Source organism: Prevotella sp. ICM33, assembly GCF_000517825.1.
Classification (GTDB): domain Bacteria; phylum Bacteroidota; class Bacteroidia; order Bacteroidales; family Bacteroidaceae; genus Prevotella; species Prevotella melaninogenica.
Genome location: NZ_JACD01000086.1, coordinates 63,156 through 82,026, shown reverse-complemented (window position 1 = coordinate 82,026; position 18,871 = coordinate 63,156). Strand labels below are relative to the sequence as shown.

Sequence of the window (18,871 nt, the reverse complement as noted above, 5' to 3'; positions counted from 1 at the left end):
ACTCCGTGTGCCTATTATATAAGACTTTTAGTTTATCACTCCATATTTCGGAAGAACCATAAATACGCTTTTACTTTTTACTCTTTAACCGTTTTACTTATCCAAACCTATCCTTTTTCTCACATTTATTTACTAACTTTGTAGCCAAATGGGCAACAACATAACAGATATAAAGCAATTACTGAATGATGAGACCGACGAGAAACATTTCTCGTTTGAGGTTCTTCCCCCTTTGAAGGGTAATGGAACAGCGTCTCTTTTCCGCAATATTGATCAGCTCAAGGAGTTTAATCCGAGCTTCATAAACATAACCACTCACCATAGTGAGTTCGTATATCACGAGCGCGAAGACGGACTATTGGAACGCCAGCGCATACGTCGTCGACCTGGAACGGTAGCCATTGCAGCCGCTATCCAGCAAAGGTATGGCATTCCTGTCATCCCTCATGTGATATGCTCGGGTGCAACGAAAGAAGATATTGAGTACGAATTGCTCGATTTACAGTTTCTTGGTATAGAGAACTTAATGCTTCTGCGTGGCGATAAAGCGCGCGAAGACCGATTCTTTACACCGACAGAAGGCGGTCATAGTCATACGACAGAACTGATTGAACAAGTGAATAGTTTCAACGAAGGTATATTCATTGATGGTTCTACCATGAAGCATCCAGGTAGGCGTTTCGCATATGGTGTGGCATGTTATCCAGAGAAACATGAGGAAGCACCTAATCTTGAACAGGACCTACGTTACCTCAAGATGAAGCAGGATTTTGGTGCAACATTTGCCGTTACGCAGCTTTTCTACGACAATGAGAAGTTCTATAACTTCGTTGATCAGGCTCGTAAGATAGGCGTTACCATTCCTATCATACCAGGAATTAAGCCTTTTGCAAAGCTATCCCAGCTGAATGTCGTTCCAAAGACATTCCACTGTGATATCCCAGAAGAGCTTGCTGGATTAGCTTTACTGTGTAAGTCGGACGAGGAGGCACGCCTGTTAGGTATTGAGTGGGCTGTTAGACAGGTGAAAGACCTTTATGCACATGGTTTCAACAACGTACATTTCTATACCGTTTCGGCAGTGAGCAGTGTGCACGAGGTGATGAAACGGTTGGTAGAAATTGGCCTTCTGCAACAGAACAGCAAATAAAAAAGAATACAAGAGAAGATGAACTTTTCAGAAGCTATAGGACAAGAAGCAGTTAAAGAACGGCTTATTCAGATGGTCAAAGAAGACCGTCTGCCCCATGCCTTGCTTTTCTGCGGACCACAAGGGGCGGGTAAGATGGCACTTGCAATGGCTTTTGCCAGCTATTTGCTCGCTGGTGACGAGGCAGAGGAAGCTACGTCATCAACCGTATCAAATGCTCGTGCCATGCTTCGAAACTGGGAACATCCTGACCTTCACTTCTCTTATCCTACCATCAAACTACCGAGCATGAGTAGTGAACACCAACCTGTAAGTGCAGACTTTGCGAAGGAATGGCACGGACTCATCATGCAAGGGACTTACTTCACCATGAATCAATGGATGAATCAGATGGGGGCTACCACACAGCAGGCTATCATCACGGGTGCAGAAAGCGACGAACTGTCACGCGTTTTGGCGTTGAAATCAAGTCAGGGGGGCTATAAAGTGTCTATCATCTGGCTGCCAGAACGAATGAATCTCACCTCAGCCAATAAGCTATTAAAGCTATTAGAGGAGCCACCACAGGGCACTATCTTCCTCATGGTATGCGAAGAACCAGAGAAACTTCTCGAAACTATCATCAGCCGTACACAGCGTATTGATGTGAAACGCATCAACGATGAGGCGATTGAACAAGCACTCATCAACAAAAGAGGGATTGATACTGATGCGGCACACCGCATTGCTCGTATCGCAAATGGTAGTTGGCTGAAAGCATTGGAAGCAATGGATACGGGTAATGAAAACCGTGAATTCCACAACATGTTCCAAATGCTTATGCGCCTATGTTACCTTCGTAACGTCAAAGACCTCAAACGTTGGAGCGAGGTTGTAGCAGGATATGGACGTGAGAAAGAGCGTCGTATGCTTACTTACTTCCAACAGCAAGTGCGCGAGAACTTCATGTTTAACTTCCGAACGCCCGAACTCAACTACATGACTTTGGAGGAAGAGAATTTCGCAAAGAACTTCGCACGATTCATCAACGAGGCAAACGTCATTGAAATCAACGAACTCTTCCAGCGTGCTAATCGTGATATCGGACAGAATGCGAACGCTAAGATTGTCTTCTATGACATGGCATTGAAACTCATTGTGCTGTTGTTGAAGAAGTAGACGAGTGGACAGGTGAACAAGTAGACGAGTTAACACGTTGACAAGTTATATGCTTGAAACCTGTACTATATAATTAATCATTGCTTATCACAGCCTACCAAACTCTACAAGTAAAGAGGAACTTGGAGGCTTCCAACATATATATAAACAAAAAGAAACAATCAATGGATTACAAAGATATGAAATTCAAGGTCTGGCATGGTTGCGACCGAGGCTTATGCCACAAAGGTTGTGGCAGACAAAACCACCAGTTAAACACGTTTGACTGGTTAGCTGACGTGCCTGGAAACAACCAGACAACTGACCTTGTTGAGGTTCAATTCAAGAATACTCGTAAGGGTTACTATCACAATGTCAACAATCTTGACCTAAAGAAGGGTGACATCGTGGCTGTAGAAGCTAACCCTGGACATGATATCGGAGTCGTTACACTGACTGGACGCCTCGTTAAACTGCAGATTAAGAAGTCGTCAAGTGTGAAGTCACCAGACGACATCAAGCGTGTCTATCGACTTGCAAAAGAAGTTGATATGCAAAAGTATCACGAGGCAAAAGCACGTGAACACGCTACAATGATTGAGAGCCGACAGATTGCAAAGGGCTTAGGACTGAAGATGAAGATTGGCGACGTAGAGTATCAGGGCGATGGAAACAAAGCTATCTTCTACTACATTGCCGACGAACGTGTCGACTTCCGCCAGCTTATCAAGGACCTTGCTGCTGCCTTCCACGTACGAATCGAAATGAAACAGATTGGTGCACGACAGGAAGCAGGACGCATTGGCGGTACTGGTCCATGTGGTCGTGAGCTTTGCTGTGCTACTTGGATGAAGAATTTCTCCAGTGTTTCGACCACAGCTGCCCGTATTCAGGACATCTCACTCAACCCAACCAAACTGGCAGGTATGTGTGCTAAGCTAAAATGTTGCCTGAACTATGAGGTTGACGACTATATGGAGGCTGGTAGAAAACTGCCAAGCAAGGAGGTTATCTTGGAGACAATGGATGGCGAATACCATCTCTTCAAGACGGATATCCTCAATGGTCAATGCACCTACTCTACCGATAAGAACCTTGCAGCAAACCTCGAGACCATCAGTGCCGAGCGTGCAAAGGAGATTATCGAACTCAACCGACGTGGTGAGAAGCCTCTTTCGCTCCTTGAAGATGGTAAGGCAAAACCAGCTAAGAAGCCTGTTGACCTCCTCGCTGGTGCTGACCTCAGTCGATTTGATAAGGCTAAGAAACGCAAAAAGAACAACCAGCCACGCAACAACAACGGACAGCAAGGTGGTAGACCACAACGCGACAACCGTCGAAATCAGCGTGATGGACAGGACAACTACCGTCAGCCAAATGACAACAGACGTCCACAGAACGATAACCGTCGCCCTCAGTATGGTAATCGTCGTCCTTATAATGGTCCTCGTCCTGCACAACAACAGAGCGAAGGAACTCCACAGAACAATAGAAATGAAGGCAGACAGCCTCAGCAAACAGAAAGAAAACAAGAATGAGACATAAGGTTTCCACCTTATTATATATCATAGCACTCATGGTAATTACCATGGGTGCTGCTTCATGCAGTGACCCACGCACCTATGACCAATATAGAAGTGTGTCACTACAGGGGTGGTCACGCAATGATACACTTTCTTTTGATATCCCTCGCCAATGGGAAGGTAACTACCAATTAGACCTCTGCCTACGTGCTGCACAGACTTATCCTTACCGCAACATAAGTATGATTATTGAACGAAAGGTAATCTACTACAGACAACGGAAGAAGCGAGAAAAGACATATAATGATACTATTAATTTTGAGATTATCAATGATAAGGGAATATTGGTAGGACAGAAAGGTATCTCAAATACTGAAATACGTCAGGCGATTACCACATTCCGTCTCAACCGCAATGACTCAATGCACGTCACGATACGTCATATCATGAGCCGTGAGTCACTTCCTGGTATCAGCGATGTAGGTATCAGACTTCTCAAGAAGTAAACATTAGAGACAAACTATAAAGGCTGCTTCATCCTCCACACATTAGAGTCATGAAGCAGCCTTTACTTATGCAGGAATAAGCCTAAGTAGCACCAGCCTGAGCTATAATATCATATTTAGCGAGTATTAGTATCCTACTCGCCTTCATCTCATGATAATAAGTTGTTCAACTTCCCATATTCTAAAAGGGTGATAATGCTTAACACAAGGCGTGTTGATGCTTAGCACGTGTGGTGCGGAGGCTTAACACCGATGGTGCGAAGCACAAAACACCGTGCAGAAAATAGTGCAAACAAAACCAACTTATTATTAGTAGAAAGCTATACCACTCTATAATAAAAAACGCTTTTTGATGTATAGACTTATTCTCCTAAACAAAAAGAGAAGTATCTATCAAAAAAGATAAATTGTATTCCTTTTCTTAAAGCTATCCAAGCGTCATGCTATCGCCTACTGACGGATAAGATTACGTCCTGCATCTATGCGGAGGAAAATAAATAGGAGCAACGTAAAGCCCCAAAGAGAAGAACCTCCGTAACTGAAGAAAGGTAACGGAATACCAATAACTGGCGTCAAACCTAATACCATTCCTACGTTAATAAAAAGATGGAATAGGAATATTCCTGCAACACAATAACCATAGACTCGCCCAAACTTAAAGGGTTGTCGATCGGCAAGGTACATTAATCGGAGTATTAGGAAGAGGAACAGCACAAGAACAGAGGCTGAACCGAGGAAACCCTCCTCCTCACCTACCGTACAGAAGATAAAGTCGGTATCCTGCTCTGGTACAAACTTCAATTTAGTTTGTGTACCATTCAAGAAGCCTTTACCTTGTAAGCCACCAGAGCCAATGGCTATCTCACTTTGATGTACATTATATCCTGCTCCTGCTAAGTCCTCATCTAAGCCTAAAAGTACGTTGATACGCACACGCTGGTGTGGCTGCATGACATCGTTCAACACATAGTCTGCTGAATAGAAAAAAGCTATTGACCCTAAAGCAAACAATGCAATATAAAAATAGTTAGCAAAGCGAGTGTTCATTGCATTATAAACTAAATAACCAATGACACATGCTGATAAAACCAACTGTATCCAAACAACATCAAACGGAATAACAAACTCTGAGAAGAGCAAGGCAAGTCCTGTCACACCAAAGACATAAGTTAGCAATAGACGCGTACGTCCTTTGTCGCCCACATAGACCCACACCATGACCGAAGAGAATATCTGAACAAGTAGGAGTACAACAAACTTTCCTAAGGATGTTGGTGTATCCCATAACAAGATTTCCTCATACTTGATTCCGACAACAAAGTAAATGACCATTGCCAGCCCAGTGAATAGGAACGCACCAGACATTCCTTCACGATAAAGCATGAGGAAGAAAGAGAAATAAACCAAGGCTGAACCTGTCTCACGCTGTCCGACAATACACAGCATTGGTAGGAAAATGATTCCGCACGCACCAGCAAAATGCTTCCAATTCTTGATAGTAAAGCCATAAGCCGACATAAACTTGGCTATGGCTAATGCCGTTGCAAATTTCGCGAACTCGGCAGGCTGCAATCTGAGTGGACCCATAACGAGCCACGAGCGAGAACCCTTAATACTATGAGGATTAAAGATTGTGGCAAAGAGAAGGAGTACTAACAAACCATAGATGACATAAGCAAAGGTGTCATAGAAACGGTCGTCCATCATTAGAAGCACAAAGCCTAAACAGATGGAAGTACCAATCCACACAATCTGCATACCCGAACGAGTTGAAAGTGAGAAAATCTCTGTATCGCCATAAGTATAACTTGCACCACAGACACTCACCCATCCAAAGGTGAGCAACGCAATATAGATACCTATCGTCCACCAATCTAATGAACGAAGTACACCTGGTTGTCTGTCTGCTGTATAATTACTTGGCACGATTTACTTTCTCCTTGCTTTTTTGTTTATCGTTGGATTGACCCTTTGATTTCTCTTTAGGCTGTTCCTTTGGTTTATCTTTTACTTGTTCCTTCGGTTTAGCCTTAGGTTGCTCCTTAGGCTTTTCTTTCGCCTGTTCCTTAGACTTCACCTTGGGTTGTTCCTTTACTTTGTCTTTGGATTGCTCCTTAGGCTTTTCCTTCACCTTAGGCTTTTCCTTATTTTCCTTTCGACTATCTTTATTCTTTTCTTTTTCTTTTTCCTTCTTATCGCCTTCCTTATCTTTCTCTTTCTTCTCCGTCTTAACCGTTGTTTCAGGCTCTACACGGATAGCAGGTTCGTTCTGTGGTTGCTTCTTCTTCTCCTTTTCCTCAGCTTCTTTCCTTGCCTTTGCTTCCTTCAGCTTTTCTGCATCAGCTAAATCCTGCTTCTCTTTTACCTTCTTCAGCGAGTCTCTAATAGTATTTACACGCTTAATAGAGTCGAGACGAAGAGAGTCAGCACGTGACAAAGGACGCTTAAAGGAGTAAGCGATATGGCGTTTCTGGACCGCTGCAGCACGAGCTTCATCACCAGGAGTAAGCTTTCCATTAATATACTGCTCTATCATTAGCGAACCAATTGGCACACCGTAGTCTGCACCAAATCCACCATTCTCAACATAAACAGCAATAGCTATCTTTGGAGTATCAACAGGTGCAAAACCCATAAACACAGAGTGGTCCTTACCACGGTTCTGAGCTGTACCCGTCTTACCTGCCAATGAGTAACCAGGATGAACCGCATGCGCACAAGTTCCACCACGCACTGATGAAACCATACCCGCTATTACTTCTTGGTAAGCTCTTAGACTTCCCTTTGTATGGTGCTTCTCCACATACTTCTTATCGAGTTTTTTCCCTTGAATACTACGTACAACATGTGGCGCAATATAATAACCACGATTTGCAATCGTAGCACCGAGATTAGCGATCTGCAGTGGAGTAAGGTTGACCTCACCCTGACCGATAGAAATAGAGATAACCGAAAGCGGATTCCATTTCTTAAAAGCATTATCATAGAACTTCGCATTTGGAATCATACCGCGCTTCTCACCAGGAAGATCAATACCTAATTTATAACCGAAACCCATTGATACCATGTAGTCACGCCACACGTTCATAGCATCCTCCAATGTCTTATATTTCCTACGATTGGAGAGCATATGATAGAGTCCCCAACAGTAATAACTATTACAAGAGGTGCTGATTGAAGGTACTAATGAGATAGGAGATGCATGTGCGTGACAACCGACATGAAGTCCTTTAAAGTTGAATCCATGATGACAAGGATAACGTGTAGAATCTGTCACAATCCCTTCTGTGAAATAAGTAACAGCCTGTCCGGTCTTAAACGTTGAACCTGGAGGGTATTGACCCATTATAGCACGATTAAGTAGAGGCTTAGCTGGGTCGAGCGTCATATCTCGCTGGTACTTACCACGCAGTTTACCTATCATCGAACGAGGGTCGAAAGTAGGTGCTGAAACCATTGCCAAGATTTGTCCTGTCTTTGGTTCGATAGCCACGACAGCACCTAATTTGCCTTCCATTAGGCGTTCACCAAGTGCCTGAAGTTCTGCATCAAGACCAAGTTGGATATCACGTCCAGGATGTGGACGTTGGTCATACTTACCATCTTGATAGCGTCCTTGTATCTGTCCGTGGGCATCGCGCAGAAGTATCTGTACTCCCTTTACTCCACGCAAGTCTTTCTCATACTCACGTTCGACACCCATCTTACCGATATAATCTCCTGGCTGATAGTACTCATCTTCCTCAATATCACCCTGACTCACCTCTGCAACATCCCCAAGGACATGTGCAGCGATAGCTCGTTGATACTGACGAACACTACGTTTCTGAATATAGAAACCTGGAAAACGATAGAGTTTCTCTTGGAAGGCGCTAAAGTCTTTATCACTCAACTGGCTTAAGAATAGTTGTTGCGTAAAGCGAGAGTAACCCGGATTCTTACTTCTATCCTTGATATTAGCCATTCGGTTGATAAAGTCAGCCTTTGTTATGTTCAGTGCCTTACAAAACTCCAACGTATCAAGATGACCTTTCATCTCGTTGGTTACCACCATAATGTCATAAGCTGGCTGATTAAAAACCAGCAACTTACCATTCCTATCAGTGATAGAACCACGTGAAGGGAACTCAATCTTCTTTAAGAAAGCATTAGAGTCGGCACTCTTCCGATAGTCGTCACTGGCTATCTGAAGAGCAAAAAGACGTATAATATATATCACCACGATACCTATTGCAACAGCACTAAGCACGAGGCGACGTTTCTCTAAATCGTAATTCTTCATTTCTTATCGCCTCCTAACGTTCTCAACAACAAGAATAAGAATAAGCGTGAGCAGTGAACTGCCCCCAATACAAAGTAACCATTCTAACACATTAAAGAAACTAAACATCTCTAATGAGAAGAAAACGACGCTGTATATCAAGGTTAGAATAGCCACATACCACGTATATTGCGGTATACTAAGCGTGTCCATACCTGCTTGAAAGTTGTCACTACTGTCACGAGGTATGAATAGCTGCAGTACATAAGGCTGTAAAGCGGCTATTAAAGTCAATGAAGCTGAAGCTACACCGGGCGTATTTGAGAAAGTGTCAATGGCAAGACCCATTAGAAATGCCCATATCAACATAGCCCACTGAGGGTAATTACGAGGGAACAAAAGGATAAAATAGATATAAAGCAATGGTGTGGCAACAGCAAACAGATGGATGTGATTGAGTACAAACACCTGTGCCACTGTCAAAACAGCAAACCAAAGCAAACGTTTTAGAAAATCTATATTCATTCTTTTTATTCGTAATTCAAAGGGGAAAAGTGGCTCACACCAATGTTAGAATGACTCTACAAAGTGTGGTTATCCTACCTCCCATCAAGCTAAAAAATATCTGCAAACAGTCTACTTACTGTACACTATTCTCCATCTGACTCTCAATAGGCTTGATAGAGTCTTGTGCTGCCTTTATAACTTGGCGTTGATCTCGTATAGAAGCATCGTCAATCACACAGACATCACGAAGATTTCCGAAGTCTGTTGATAGCTGAATTTGTAGACGATAAGAAAGTCCATCTTCTGAATTATAGACATGTTTTATCTTACCTACCAACACACCAGCTGGGAAAACAGAAGAATATCCACTCGTTACAACACGGTCGCCTAACTTAAACTTAGCATGGCGAGGGACATCATCTAAATAAGCAACATCAGATGCACCACCATTCCAATGGAGATAACCGAAGTAGTCACGTCCTTGAATAGAACAACTGATGTTTGACTTTGAGTTCAGCACAGGGATTACAACGGCATAATGAATACCTGCCATATAGACAATACCCACAACACCATTACCACAAGCAACACCCATATCCTTATGTACACCATCCCATGTTCCTTTGTTGATGGTGATAAAGTTATTAGGTTTATCCAGCGAATTGGCAACAACCTTTGCCTGTATCAATCGGAACTTTGAAAGGAAACGATACTGACCTTTATGAAGAAAGGTAGAATCCTTTGTCTTATCATAAAGTTGAGCAGACAACTCCTTCACTTGACGTTCCAGTTCAAGGTTGCGTTTGGTCAAAGCCTCATTCACCTCACCCATTGTTAGATAAGACGTAACCTTTGAACTTCCTTCATAAGCTAAACCAGCCACATAGTTTGCTGACGTGAACCACACACTGCCCTGATAGTCATTGAATCGGAACAGAAGAACCATACTCAAGACTTCCAGGGCAACGAACAAGAACCAATGCTTGTACTTAGCAAGGAACTCAGTCAGATTGTGCATGAACGTTAGTTGTTATCTCATCAAGAACGAGAAACGATCTACGTTCTTCAATGCAATGCCTGCACCCTTAGCCACACTGTGCAATGGGTCTTCGGCAATATGGAATGGAATATTAATCTTATCAGTCAGACGCTTGTCGATACCACGAAGCAAAGCACCACCTCCACTGAGATAGATACCATTCTTTACGATGTCAGCATAAAGCTCAGGTGGAGTGTTCTCCAATGCTGAAAGAACAGCATTCTCAATCTTTGCAACAGTCTTATCAAGACAATGAGCAATCTCCTGATAGCATACAGGAACCTCCATAGGAAGAGCTGTGATGCGATTAGGACCATGTACAATGTAATCCTCTGGAGCTTCATCTCCAAGGTCTGTCAGCGCTGAACCTACATGGAGCTTAATACGCTCTGCCATACGCTCACTGACCTTCACATTGTGCTGACGACTCATATATTCCTGAATATCTGCAGTGAGGTCATCACCAGCTACACGGATAGAGTTATTACATACGATACCACCCAAAGAGATTACAGCAATCTCTGTGCTACCACCACCGATATCAACAATCATGTTACCCTCTGGAGCCTCTACATCAAGACCCATACCAAGAGCTGCAGCCATTGGCTCGAAGATAAGATATACATCACGACCATCAGCGTGTTCTGCTGAGTCACGAACGGCACGAAGCTCCACTTCTGTAGAACCTGATGGAACACCGATTACCATACGTAATGAAGGTGAGAAGAAACGATTACCACTGTGAACCATCTTAATAAGTCCACGCATCATCTGCTCACAAGCTGTAAAGTCAGCGATAACTCCGTCGCGCAAAGGGCGGATTGTACGAATATTGGGATGTTCCTTCTCGTACATCATCTTTGCATCACCACCCACAGCAATCATCTTATCTGTGCGACGGTCCAGTGCTACTACTGACGGCTCGTCAACTACAATCTTATCATCGCTGATAATAATCGTGTTTGCCGTTCCCAGGTCCATAGCAATTTCCTGGATAAATGAAAATAATCCCATTAATATATCTGTATTTTATAATTGTATATTCTTTTCTAATCTGTGCTTATTCTGTCGCAAACCAGCTATGGATAGCTTTATCATAGTGACTGCTAACACCAAAAGCACGCTCTGCAAACATCTTTCGGTCTTCAATATCTGTCTGCGCACCATTTGTATTGAGGATCTGGAGCAACACTGGATATTCTGCCTTACTTGGCACGATAACAACATCCTTGAAGTTCTTTGCTCCTGCACGTATCAGTGAAATACCACCGATATCAATCTTCTCAATGATGTCTTCTGCGCTGGCACCACTGGCAACTGTCTGCTCAAACGGATAAAGATCTACGATAACAAGATCAATGAAAGGTATTTCATATTTCTGCATCTGTGCCTGATCACCTTCATTATCACGGCGAGAAAGAATACCTCCAAAAACCTTTGGATGAAGGGTCTTCACACGACCTCCAAGGATAGAAGGATAAGATGTTACGTCTTCTACCTTCTGACATGGGTATCCTAATGATTCGATGAACTCTTGTGTACCACCTGTACTTAAGAATTTCACACCTTCCGCATCTAACTTCTTGAGCAAATCCTCAAGTCCATCTTTATGAAAAACCGAAATAAGAGCAGTCTTAATTTGTTTTTTACCAGCCATTGTAAAACATTTTATGGATTTGATTTGCAAAGTTACTAATTATAAGCGACTAAACAATATTTTAAATCAAAAAAAAACAAAAGGTTGCCAACTATTTGCTTAAAGTCTAATAAGCTGCCACCTTTTGTTTTATTCTGCCTGCTTCAAGTTCTGCTTTTTGAGAACTGAAGTTCAATTTCTTTATGCTTACCAAAGACCTTACCAAGTCTATTCTTTACCTTTGATACCGATAGCATCTAAGATACCTTGTATCTCACTGCCAAGACCAAAGACGCTATTCATCACACCATCCTTGGCACCGCGCACCATATAACGGGCACAATCACCTTCGAGCTTACCGATACGCTGGCGTTCTGCAACGGTATAATCATGGCGTGAGATCTCTCGACGGATACGACCAAACTTATCAACAGCTTTACGCCACTTCTTTGCTGTGTAGTATTGGCTGTTATCACGTAATTCACAGGAAAAGTTCTCTAAGTCGTTAATAGCTGACTCACGCGTAGCACATGAACTTACCAATAGCATTGCCACAATGAGGGCAAGGCCCATAAACATTTTCTTTACCTTGTTTCTCATCTTTTATAACTTCTAATTTTATAATAATCCTCCCTATATCTGGCTTATGTTTATAATGCTTTTCTATCTGAAAGTAACATAAAAATCTGCCTTTTAAGGGTAATAGTCATGGCAAAAATAGGAAATTATAATGATTTAACCAACAAAACATCACATTACTTTTCATTCTTTTTCCACTTTTTAACTACCTTTGTTCCATGAATTTCGCAGCAACACTCCTTCAATGGTTCAAAAATAACGGACGTTCTCTACCTTGGCGAGAGACAAAGGATGCATACGCTATCTGGCTGAGTGAGGTTATTTTACAGCAAACTCGTATCGTTCAAGGTATGAGTTATTGGGAACGTTTTATGGCACAATGGCCCACCGTTAACGACCTCGCTGCTGCCACTGAGAACGAAGTGCTAAAGGCTTGGCAGGGTTTGGGTTACTATTCTCGTGCAAGAAACCTCCATACGGCAGCACAACAGGTGATGGAATTAGGTGGATTCCCACAGACTTTCAAAGAATTTAAGACTCTGAAAGGTGTAGGCGATTATACTGCTGCAGCCATTGCTTCTATTGCTTTTGGCGAACCAGTTGCTGTGGTAGACGGCAACGTTTATCGTGTGCTTTCTCGCTATTATGGCATTGATACACCTATTGATAGTACCGAAGGGAAGAAGGAGTTTCAAGCGCTCGCTCAATCTCTTTTACCTATAAATGAACCTGCTGACTACAACGAAGCGATAATGGACTTTGGTGCGACTCAGTGTACACCAAATTCTCCTCATTGCAGTGCTTGTCCACTCTGCGAAACATGCGTTGCTTTCCGTGAACAACGCATTAATGAACTACCAGTAAAAAGCAAAAAAGTGAAACAACGGGAGCGTCATTTCACCTATCTTTGTATTGAATATGAAGGAAAGATTGCCATCCACCAACGTGGTGCGGGTGACATTTGGCAAGGACTATGGGAGTTTCCACAGGAAGAACACCTTACATCATCTGAAGACTCTGCGTGGAAAACAGAAGCGCAGCTACTACAAAAGGGGGTAAAGCATATTCTTACCCATCAGATTCTTCTTGCAGACATCTACCTTTGGCAGCCTACGAGGCGTCCACAACTGCCCTCTGAATTCATATGGATTGAAAAGCAAGACCTTGAAAATTATGCTTTACCACGGCTAATTGAGATTCTGTTAAAGGCAGTTCCTGCCTAAATTCCGCCTCCCTTCAGCCGTCTATCTCACGGTCCGCTTCTACGAGGAATTGCCTCGTAGCCTTCCCTCCTCTCCTTTTTCTGTCTTCAAAGCGCCTCTATCGGCTACTTCTTCCCAAAATCCTGATCAATACGCAGCTGATGAGCAACCAAGAATGGGAAGATGCAAACAATCATGACGATAACAAAGAACCAACGATAGCCCACCGCCTGTGCCAACGCACCTGCAAACAAGCCTGGAATCATCATTGACAACGCCATAAAGCCTGTACAAAGCGCATAATGACTGGTTTTATGCTCACCCCGACTGAAATAAATCATAAAGAGCATATAGGCACTAAAACCAAATCCATAACCGAAATTCTCAATAAATACAGCAATACTAATCGCTATCACATTATCGGGAAGCATATAGGCTAAATAGACATAAGCTAAGTTAGGCAACGTGATAGCTGCCGTCATTGGCCATATCCAACGCTTTAAACCATCACGACTGATCATCATTCCTCCAATGACACCGCCTATCAAGAGACCTGCCACGCCTACAACACCATTCACCGTACCATACTCTATCTCAGAAAGGGCCAATCCCCCTTTTGCCTTCGATGCCTGCAGGAAGAGTTGAGAAATAGGGATTATCAAAGCTTCTGGCAAACGAAAGAGAAGTAGGAAACAGATTGTTGTTAAAGCCTGCTCCTTTTTGAAGAAGGAAAGAAAAGTCTCTCCAAAACTGCGAAGCAAATGGCTGGCTGACACCTGTGCCCTCTCTGAATCCTCAGACGGACGAGGAAGAATAAAGCGATGATAAAGGGCGAGACCCATGAAAAGAGCCATCAAACCATAAAACACAAGCGACCAAGCCCACTGAATATCAAAGTTCTTATGTAAAAAACCAGCGAGCGCAATCAGTCCACCCTTACCAACAACCATTGATATACGATAGAAGGTTGAACGAATACCTACAAAGAATGCTTGATCATGCTGATTAAGTCCCATCATATAGAATCCATCAGCTCCAACATCATGTGTCGCACTACTAAATGCCAGCAACCAAAAGAAACAGATTGTTCCTTGAAGCCATAACGAAGTATTGACCGTAAAGGCAACACCTGCGAAAGCTGCACCTACAAGCAACTGCATAATGATAATCCACCACCGCTTTGTCTTAATCAAATCAAGAAATGGACTCCACAGAGGTTTGATAACCCAAGGGAGGTAAAGCCATGAAGTATAAAAAGTTACTTCGGCATCTGACAAGCCCATTTGCATATAGACCTGCAAGGATAATACAGTTACGGCAATATAAGGCAGCCCCTCAGCAAAATAAAGTGAGGGTATCCATGCCCATGGGCTTATCTTTCTTTCTGTTTTCAATGCTTGTTACGCTTTTGAGTTCTGTTATTGTCATTATTGCATGCAAAGTGTCCTTTTCCCACAGCCTACTATCAACAAAACTAATGAGAGATACATCAATCATGTAACCAAAAAAGATAAATAGGTTCAAGCAGGCTATTCGGACGCCACTGCAAACTTAGTATTGTGTCTTTTCAAACGATGACAAAGATACATAAAATTAACGAGAAAAAGCAGGAATAGCACTCACGAATAAGAATTAAAAGATAATTTATATATTAAAGACTAATGATTTTCGTTTTTCTTGAAAGTATGATTGAAATTTTTAGCTTATCTTTGTGAACAGGGTTTATGATTTATTACACTAACATTTACTCCATTTTACATACTGAGAAGTCTAACATAAACCATAAACACGGAATGACTCTAATACACTCTACCCTCTCTATTGGATATAGAGAACCATAGAGTAACACGATAAGGAAGCATGACACTGTTGAAGGTCAATCTACAACTCAAAGTGACATGCTTCCTCTATTCTATAAATTCATTGTTACAAGCCTTCTAAGAGTTGGAACATCCACAAGAAAATAAATTAAAACTTCAGCTATCTAAGTAGTATATCGTTCCATCTTATACAAACAACTTATTCTTATAGCAGCAATATTTGTAAACTATTTTCACACAACTCTAAACCTATATATGCGCTTTTGGCTTCTTAAAGACGCCTAATTGACTTGCAAAAGATGCCCTTTTCAAGTCTAACTAACGCCCTTTTCAAGTCCAATTAGGCACCTATTNCATCACCANTTTATAACTAACTGATTTCTTGATGGTTACAAACCTACTTTTAACACGTATTTTTATCCTTGTTTATAGGTATTCTATTTGAAATTATGTAATTATTTTTCATAACCTTGTTTGCGAAGCCCTCTAAGTATAAACATGAAAGGGATTTCTGTGTCGAAGAATAAAAGTTGGTAGTTGATAGTCCTGCTATATTTTATAGAAACATTATATTGGTGTCCGATAAAACTTTTTTGGAGTTATGTGTGTTAGTTAAAATAGACTTAAACTTATGATTTCATTAATTTATCTGGTTATTATAGGGCTTTCCTTGTCAATATAAGCACATTTTATAATGCTTACAGTTTGAAACTGAAAACCAAGCCCCTGGATAAGTAAAACGGCTGCAACACCGATGAGTAAAGGGATACAGAGCTTTCAGTTTATTTTTACCGGACAGCAATAGAAACATTAAGGTTATTACGTTAAAACTATAAGGTAAGTGTCCAACCATTTAATAAAGGAATAAAAGAAAGGGCGATGATCATTACGACCATCGCCCTTATATCTAATGATTGTTTCAGATAATTACATACCTAAAGCCTTCTTAGCGCCGTCATTGTTAGGATTAATCTTCAGCACCTTATTGAAGTACTCGTCTGCAAGTGGCTTGTTACCCTTCTTTGAGTAATAGTAACCGAGACCATAGTAAACGTTCTCCAAGTAGCTCTTGCTATCCTCATCGAGCGTTGGCTTAGCCTCTTCATAAGCAGCAACCTTCTGATAGATTTCAGCCACCTTATCAGGATCGTTCATCAACTGAGCTACGTTAGCTTGGTTCAACCATACCCAGTCAGAGATTGTTGGGAACTTAGAAACCATCTGCTCGTAAACATCAAATGCCTTTGCAAGAACAGCGTTCTTAGCAGTACGGTCTGTCAATCCCTCTGCCTTTGCAATATAGGTATTAGCAAGTGTTGCCCAGTCATTGTTAGTAGCCTTCTTACTCTTAGAAAGATACTCCTGCTGAACCTCGAGTGCCTTGTCATCATTACCCTGTGCGGCATAGATAGCGGCCAAAGTCTTCAAAGGCTCAATATTGTTCTTATCAAGCTCGAGTGCCTTGTTAACAGTGTTGATAGCTTCGTCATACTGCTGAGCACCGCAAAGTGCCTTTGCACATACATCGTAGTCGTTAGCTACCTTCTTACCAGAACCTGCAAACACAACCTTACCATAGTTGATAGCAGAAGCATAATCCTTCAACTCAACTGATGCCATCATAGCAATACGGCTCAAGTACTCACTGTTAGGGAACTTCTGCAAACCCTGCTTTACAACATCCAAAGCTCTCTGATAGTCTTTTGTAATGTAAGCAGCAAAGCCATAGTTATAGAAATTGTCCTCTGACATATTAGCTGGATTAGCCTTAGCATACCACTCTAATGCCTCCTTATACTTACCATCGCCAAGCATGATTTCAGCTGCAGTTGCCTCTACTGGATAGTCTGGCTTAACCTTACGGAGTTCTTCAAGCTTCTGAACAGCAACCTTTGAGTTTACATGACGGAAAACCTTAGCATAACGTTCGTAAGCTGTTACGTTCTGTGGATCAACAGTAATTGCATTCTGATACTGTGTAGCAGCTGCACCTGCATTACCGATAGAATCCTTAAGAGCAGCAATATCGCCCAAGAGGACATAAGCTAAGCTACCCTTGTATTTCTTATTATTGATGACATTGTTTGCTATCTCTGTAGCAGCATCATAATTACGCTGCAAAAGATATACATTACCCAAAGCAACAATAGCCTCTTCACTCTTCTTAAAGTTCTTCTGATACTCCTTAATAAGATCCTTTGCTGCCTTTGGATCATTTGGTGCAGCTTCGATAGCAACTACAATAGGCTTAAGAGCTACTGCGTAATCAACATCCTGTGCCATTGCTGGAGTTGACATTGCCAACATCAAGGCTCCAGCTATTAAATATTTCTTTGTTTTCATAATTCTTTCTCTTTAAATTTTAATTCAAGTGAACTTTATTCATTAAGACGCCTACCACGGCATTTAGTTTAATTCTATGAGAGTAGTAACTAATGTTGATAAGCAAAATAAATCTTCTCTAATGTTATAACGACCACATTTAATTAAACATAACTGATTATCATTTGCCAATAAATAACACACTATGCTTTACTGACTACTGGGTCTTAACTTCAACTTCACGAATGTTGATTTCACCACGATAAGGCAAGAGACCAGCCTTAAAAATAATCTTCTGACCAATTGGATTGGTTACGAAGTTTGCAAATGCCCAAGGCAATGCTTTGTGAGGGTCAGCCACGACAGCATAGATAGTTCTTACGAAAGGATATCTGCCATCCAACAGATAAGCTTGGTAAGGTTGCCAACTATTCTCTGGCTGTGCAACGGTAGTCTTTGAAAGACCTACCACTCTAATATCTTTCTTAAATGTAGTGTTTGTAGAGTCACGATGATCATTCAACCAATTTGACCCAATAACACCTATAGCATTCGGAGTTTTGTGAACATAGTCAATAACTGACTTACTGTTATTTGCAGCAACAATGTTCGCACTCTTAATATTCTTTCCACCTAAAATGGAGTCGACTACATAATGTAACGTAGCTGATGCTTTGTTGTCAAAGACAACTTCAATATTACCCTTATCATTCTTAGGGTTCAGCTGATTCCATTTTGCAATCTGACCACTGAGAATCTTCTTAACATCGGTAACCGTAATACATGAATCTGCATTCGTATTGTTCACGATGAAAGCAATTCCATCATATCCTATCGGGAATACCGCTGGGATAGGACCTTTCTCTCGTAACATAGCATCTTCTCCCTTCGTCAATGCATGAGAAGTAAAGAAAAGATTAACTTTCTGGTCGAGGAGCAGTTGCATACCTTTGTTGTCATCTGTATAGATTGGCAACAAGTGAGTTTCTGGATAGCGGAACTGATAATTCTGTAACAGTTCCTCTATAATAGGACTAAAACTTTCGTCAGAGGCGAACTTAATCGTCCCTGACGTCGGTGTATCTGTTCTGCCGTCCTTAGCTTTCTTCTGTCCGCAAGCAGACAGAAGGAAGCCGAGGGATAGCATCAATCCTACTGTTATGTAGAATCTGGTTCTTTTCATATGATA

General features: G+C 41.8%; 15 protein-coding genes. 5 read left to right on the top strand and 10 right to left on the bottom strand.

Going from position 1 to position 18,871, the window contains the following annotated elements; genetic code table 11:
* The first annotated feature begins 148 nt into the window (after positions 1-148).
* The 4 genes from HMPREF1505_RS10835 to HMPREF1505_RS10820 all read left to right on the top strand — a co-directional run bounded on the left by HMPREF1505_RS10835 (position 149) and on the right by HMPREF1505_RS10820 (position 4,316).
* Entirely contained in the window at positions 149-1,150 is a 1,002-nt protein-coding gene (locus tag HMPREF1505_RS10835) for a methylenetetrahydrofolate reductase (RefSeq protein WP_036925304.1), read from the top strand.
* A gap of 18 nt (positions 1,151-1,168) precedes the next feature.
* Entirely contained in the window at positions 1,169-2,308 is a 1,140-nt protein-coding gene (locus HMPREF1505_RS10830) for a DNA polymerase III subunit delta (RefSeq protein ID WP_036925302.1), read from the top strand.
* A 164-nt stretch (positions 2,309-2,472) separates the two neighbouring features.
* On the top strand, positions 2,473-3,825 hold the full coding sequence (gene ricT, locus HMPREF1505_RS10825; protein ID WP_036925301.1) for a regulatory iron-sulfur-containing complex subunit RicT: 1,353 nt from the start codon (positions 2,473-2,475) through the stop codon (positions 3,823-3,825).
* Entirely contained in the window at positions 3,822-4,316 is a 495-nt protein-coding gene (locus HMPREF1505_RS10820) for a gliding motility lipoprotein GldH (protein WP_036925299.1), read from the top strand. The genes ricT and HMPREF1505_RS10820 overlap by 4 nt, the downstream gene beginning before the upstream one ends.
* Positions 4,317-4,766: 450 nt before the next feature.
* On the opposite strand, the gene rodA is transcribed toward HMPREF1505_RS10820, so the two are convergent.
* The 7 genes from rodA to HMPREF1505_RS10785 form a co-directional block, all read right to left on the bottom strand.
* Complete coding sequence (rodA, locus tag HMPREF1505_RS10815; RefSeq protein WP_036925297.1) at positions 4,767-6,242, bottom strand: rod shape-determining protein RodA; 1,476 nt, start codon at positions 6,240-6,242, stop codon at positions 4,767-4,769.
* Entirely contained in the window at positions 6,232-8,598 is a 2,367-nt protein-coding gene (gene mrdA / locus HMPREF1505_RS10810; protein WP_036925296.1) for a penicillin-binding protein 2, read from the bottom strand. The genes rodA and mrdA overlap by 11 nt, the downstream gene beginning before the upstream one ends.
* A 3-nt stretch (positions 8,599-8,601) precedes the next feature.
* The gene (gene mreD, locus HMPREF1505_RS10805) at positions 8,602-9,102 is read right to left on the bottom strand and encodes a rod shape-determining protein MreD (RefSeq protein WP_036925295.1); all 501 of its coding nucleotides are present in this window, start codon (positions 9,100-9,102) and stop codon (positions 8,602-8,604) included.
* A 115-nt stretch (positions 9,103-9,217) separates the two neighbouring features.
* Positions 9,218-10,102, bottom strand: coding sequence for a rod shape-determining protein MreC (gene mreC, locus HMPREF1505_RS10800; RefSeq protein WP_036925292.1), 885 nt, complete (start codon positions 10,100-10,102; stop codon positions 9,218-9,220).
* Between the two features lie 12 nt (positions 10,103-10,114).
* A complete protein-coding gene (locus HMPREF1505_RS10795) occupies positions 10,115-11,137 on the bottom strand; it encodes a rod shape-determining protein (RefSeq protein ID WP_004360435.1) in 1,023 nt (340 codons plus the stop codon).
* 46 nt (positions 11,138-11,183) lie between these two features.
* Complete coding sequence (locus tag HMPREF1505_RS10790; RefSeq protein WP_036863649.1) at positions 11,184-11,780, bottom strand: IMP cyclohydrolase; 597 nt, start codon at positions 11,778-11,780, stop codon at positions 11,184-11,186.
* Positions 11,781-11,987: 207 nt separating this feature from the next.
* Positions 11,988-12,359, bottom strand: a complete 372-nt coding sequence (locus tag HMPREF1505_RS10785) for a hypothetical protein (RefSeq protein WP_036925290.1) — start codon at positions 12,357-12,359, stop codon at positions 11,988-11,990.
* A gap of 197 nt (positions 12,360-12,556) precedes the next feature.
* Between HMPREF1505_RS10785 and mutY the strand changes: the two genes are divergently transcribed.
* Positions 12,557-13,561: an A/G-specific adenine glycosylase gene (gene mutY, locus HMPREF1505_RS10780; protein ID WP_036925288.1), complete on the top strand. Its 1,005-nt coding sequence runs from the start codon at positions 12,557-12,559 to the stop codon at positions 13,559-13,561.
* Positions 13,562-13,665: 104 nt separating this feature from the next.
* On the opposite strand, the gene HMPREF1505_RS10775 is transcribed toward mutY, so the two are convergent.
* From HMPREF1505_RS10775 to HMPREF1505_RS10765, 3 genes are all read right to left on the bottom strand, one after another.
* The gene (locus tag HMPREF1505_RS10775) at positions 13,666-14,934 is read right to left on the bottom strand and encodes an MFS transporter (RefSeq protein WP_036925286.1); all 1,269 of its coding nucleotides are present in this window, start codon (positions 14,932-14,934) and stop codon (positions 13,666-13,668) included.
* A gap of 1,353 nt (positions 14,935-16,287) precedes the next feature.
* On the bottom strand, positions 16,288-17,703 hold the full coding sequence (locus HMPREF1505_RS10770) for a lipopolysaccharide assembly protein LapB (RefSeq protein WP_036925285.1): 1,416 nt from the start codon (positions 17,701-17,703) through the stop codon (positions 16,288-16,290).
* A gap of 196 nt (positions 17,704-17,899) precedes the next feature.
* Positions 17,900-18,865: a PstS family phosphate ABC transporter substrate-binding protein gene (locus HMPREF1505_RS10765; protein ID WP_036886365.1), complete on the bottom strand. Its 966-nt coding sequence runs from the start codon at positions 18,863-18,865 to the stop codon at positions 17,900-17,902.
* Positions 18,866-18,871 lie beyond the last annotated feature (6 nt).

Bases quoted from the DNA above. Each gene is read 5' to 3' on its own strand.
- HMPREF1505_RS10835 (WP_036925304.1), top strand. From the start codon at position 149: ATGGGCAACAACATAACAGATATAAAGCAATTACTGAATGATGAGACC.
- HMPREF1505_RS10830 (WP_036925302.1), top strand. From the start codon at position 1,169: ATGAACTTTTCAGAAGCTATAGGACAAGAAGCAGTTAAAGAACGGCTT.
- ricT (WP_036925301.1), top strand. From the start codon at position 2,473: ATGGATTACAAAGATATGAAATTCAAGGTCTGGCATGGTTGCGACCGA.
- HMPREF1505_RS10820 (WP_036925299.1), top strand. From the start codon at position 3,822: ATGAGACATAAGGTTTCCACCTTATTATATATCATAGCACTCATGGTA.
- mrdA (WP_036925296.1), bottom strand. From the start codon at position 8,598: ATGAAGAATTACGATTTAGAGAAACGTCGCCTCGTGCTTAGTGCTGTT.
- mreD (WP_036925295.1), bottom strand. From the start codon at position 9,102: ATGAATATAGATTTTCTAAAACGTTTGCTTTGGTTTGCTGTTTTGACA.
- mreC (WP_036925292.1), bottom strand. From the start codon at position 10,102: ATGCACAATCTGACTGAGTTCCTTGCTAAGTACAAGCATTGGTTCTTG.
- HMPREF1505_RS10795 (WP_004360435.1), bottom strand. From the start codon at position 11,137: ATGGGATTATTTTCATTTATCCAGGAAATTGCTATGGACCTGGGAACG.
- HMPREF1505_RS10790 (WP_036863649.1), bottom strand. From the start codon at position 11,780: ATGGCTGGTAAAAAACAAATTAAGACTGCTCTTATTTCGGTTTTTCAT.
- HMPREF1505_RS10785 (WP_036925290.1), bottom strand. From the start codon at position 12,359: ATGAGAAACAAGGTAAAGAAAATGTTTATGGGCCTTGCCCTCATTGTG.
- mutY (WP_036925288.1), top strand. From the start codon at position 12,557: ATGAATTTCGCAGCAACACTCCTTCAATGGTTCAAAAATAACGGACGT.
- HMPREF1505_RS10770 (WP_036925285.1), bottom strand. From the start codon at position 17,703: ATGAAAACAAAGAAATATTTAATAGCTGGAGCCTTGATGTTGGCAATG.
- HMPREF1505_RS10765 (WP_036886365.1), bottom strand. From the start codon at position 18,865: ATGAAAAGAACCAGATTCTACATAACAGTAGGATTGATGCTATCCCTC.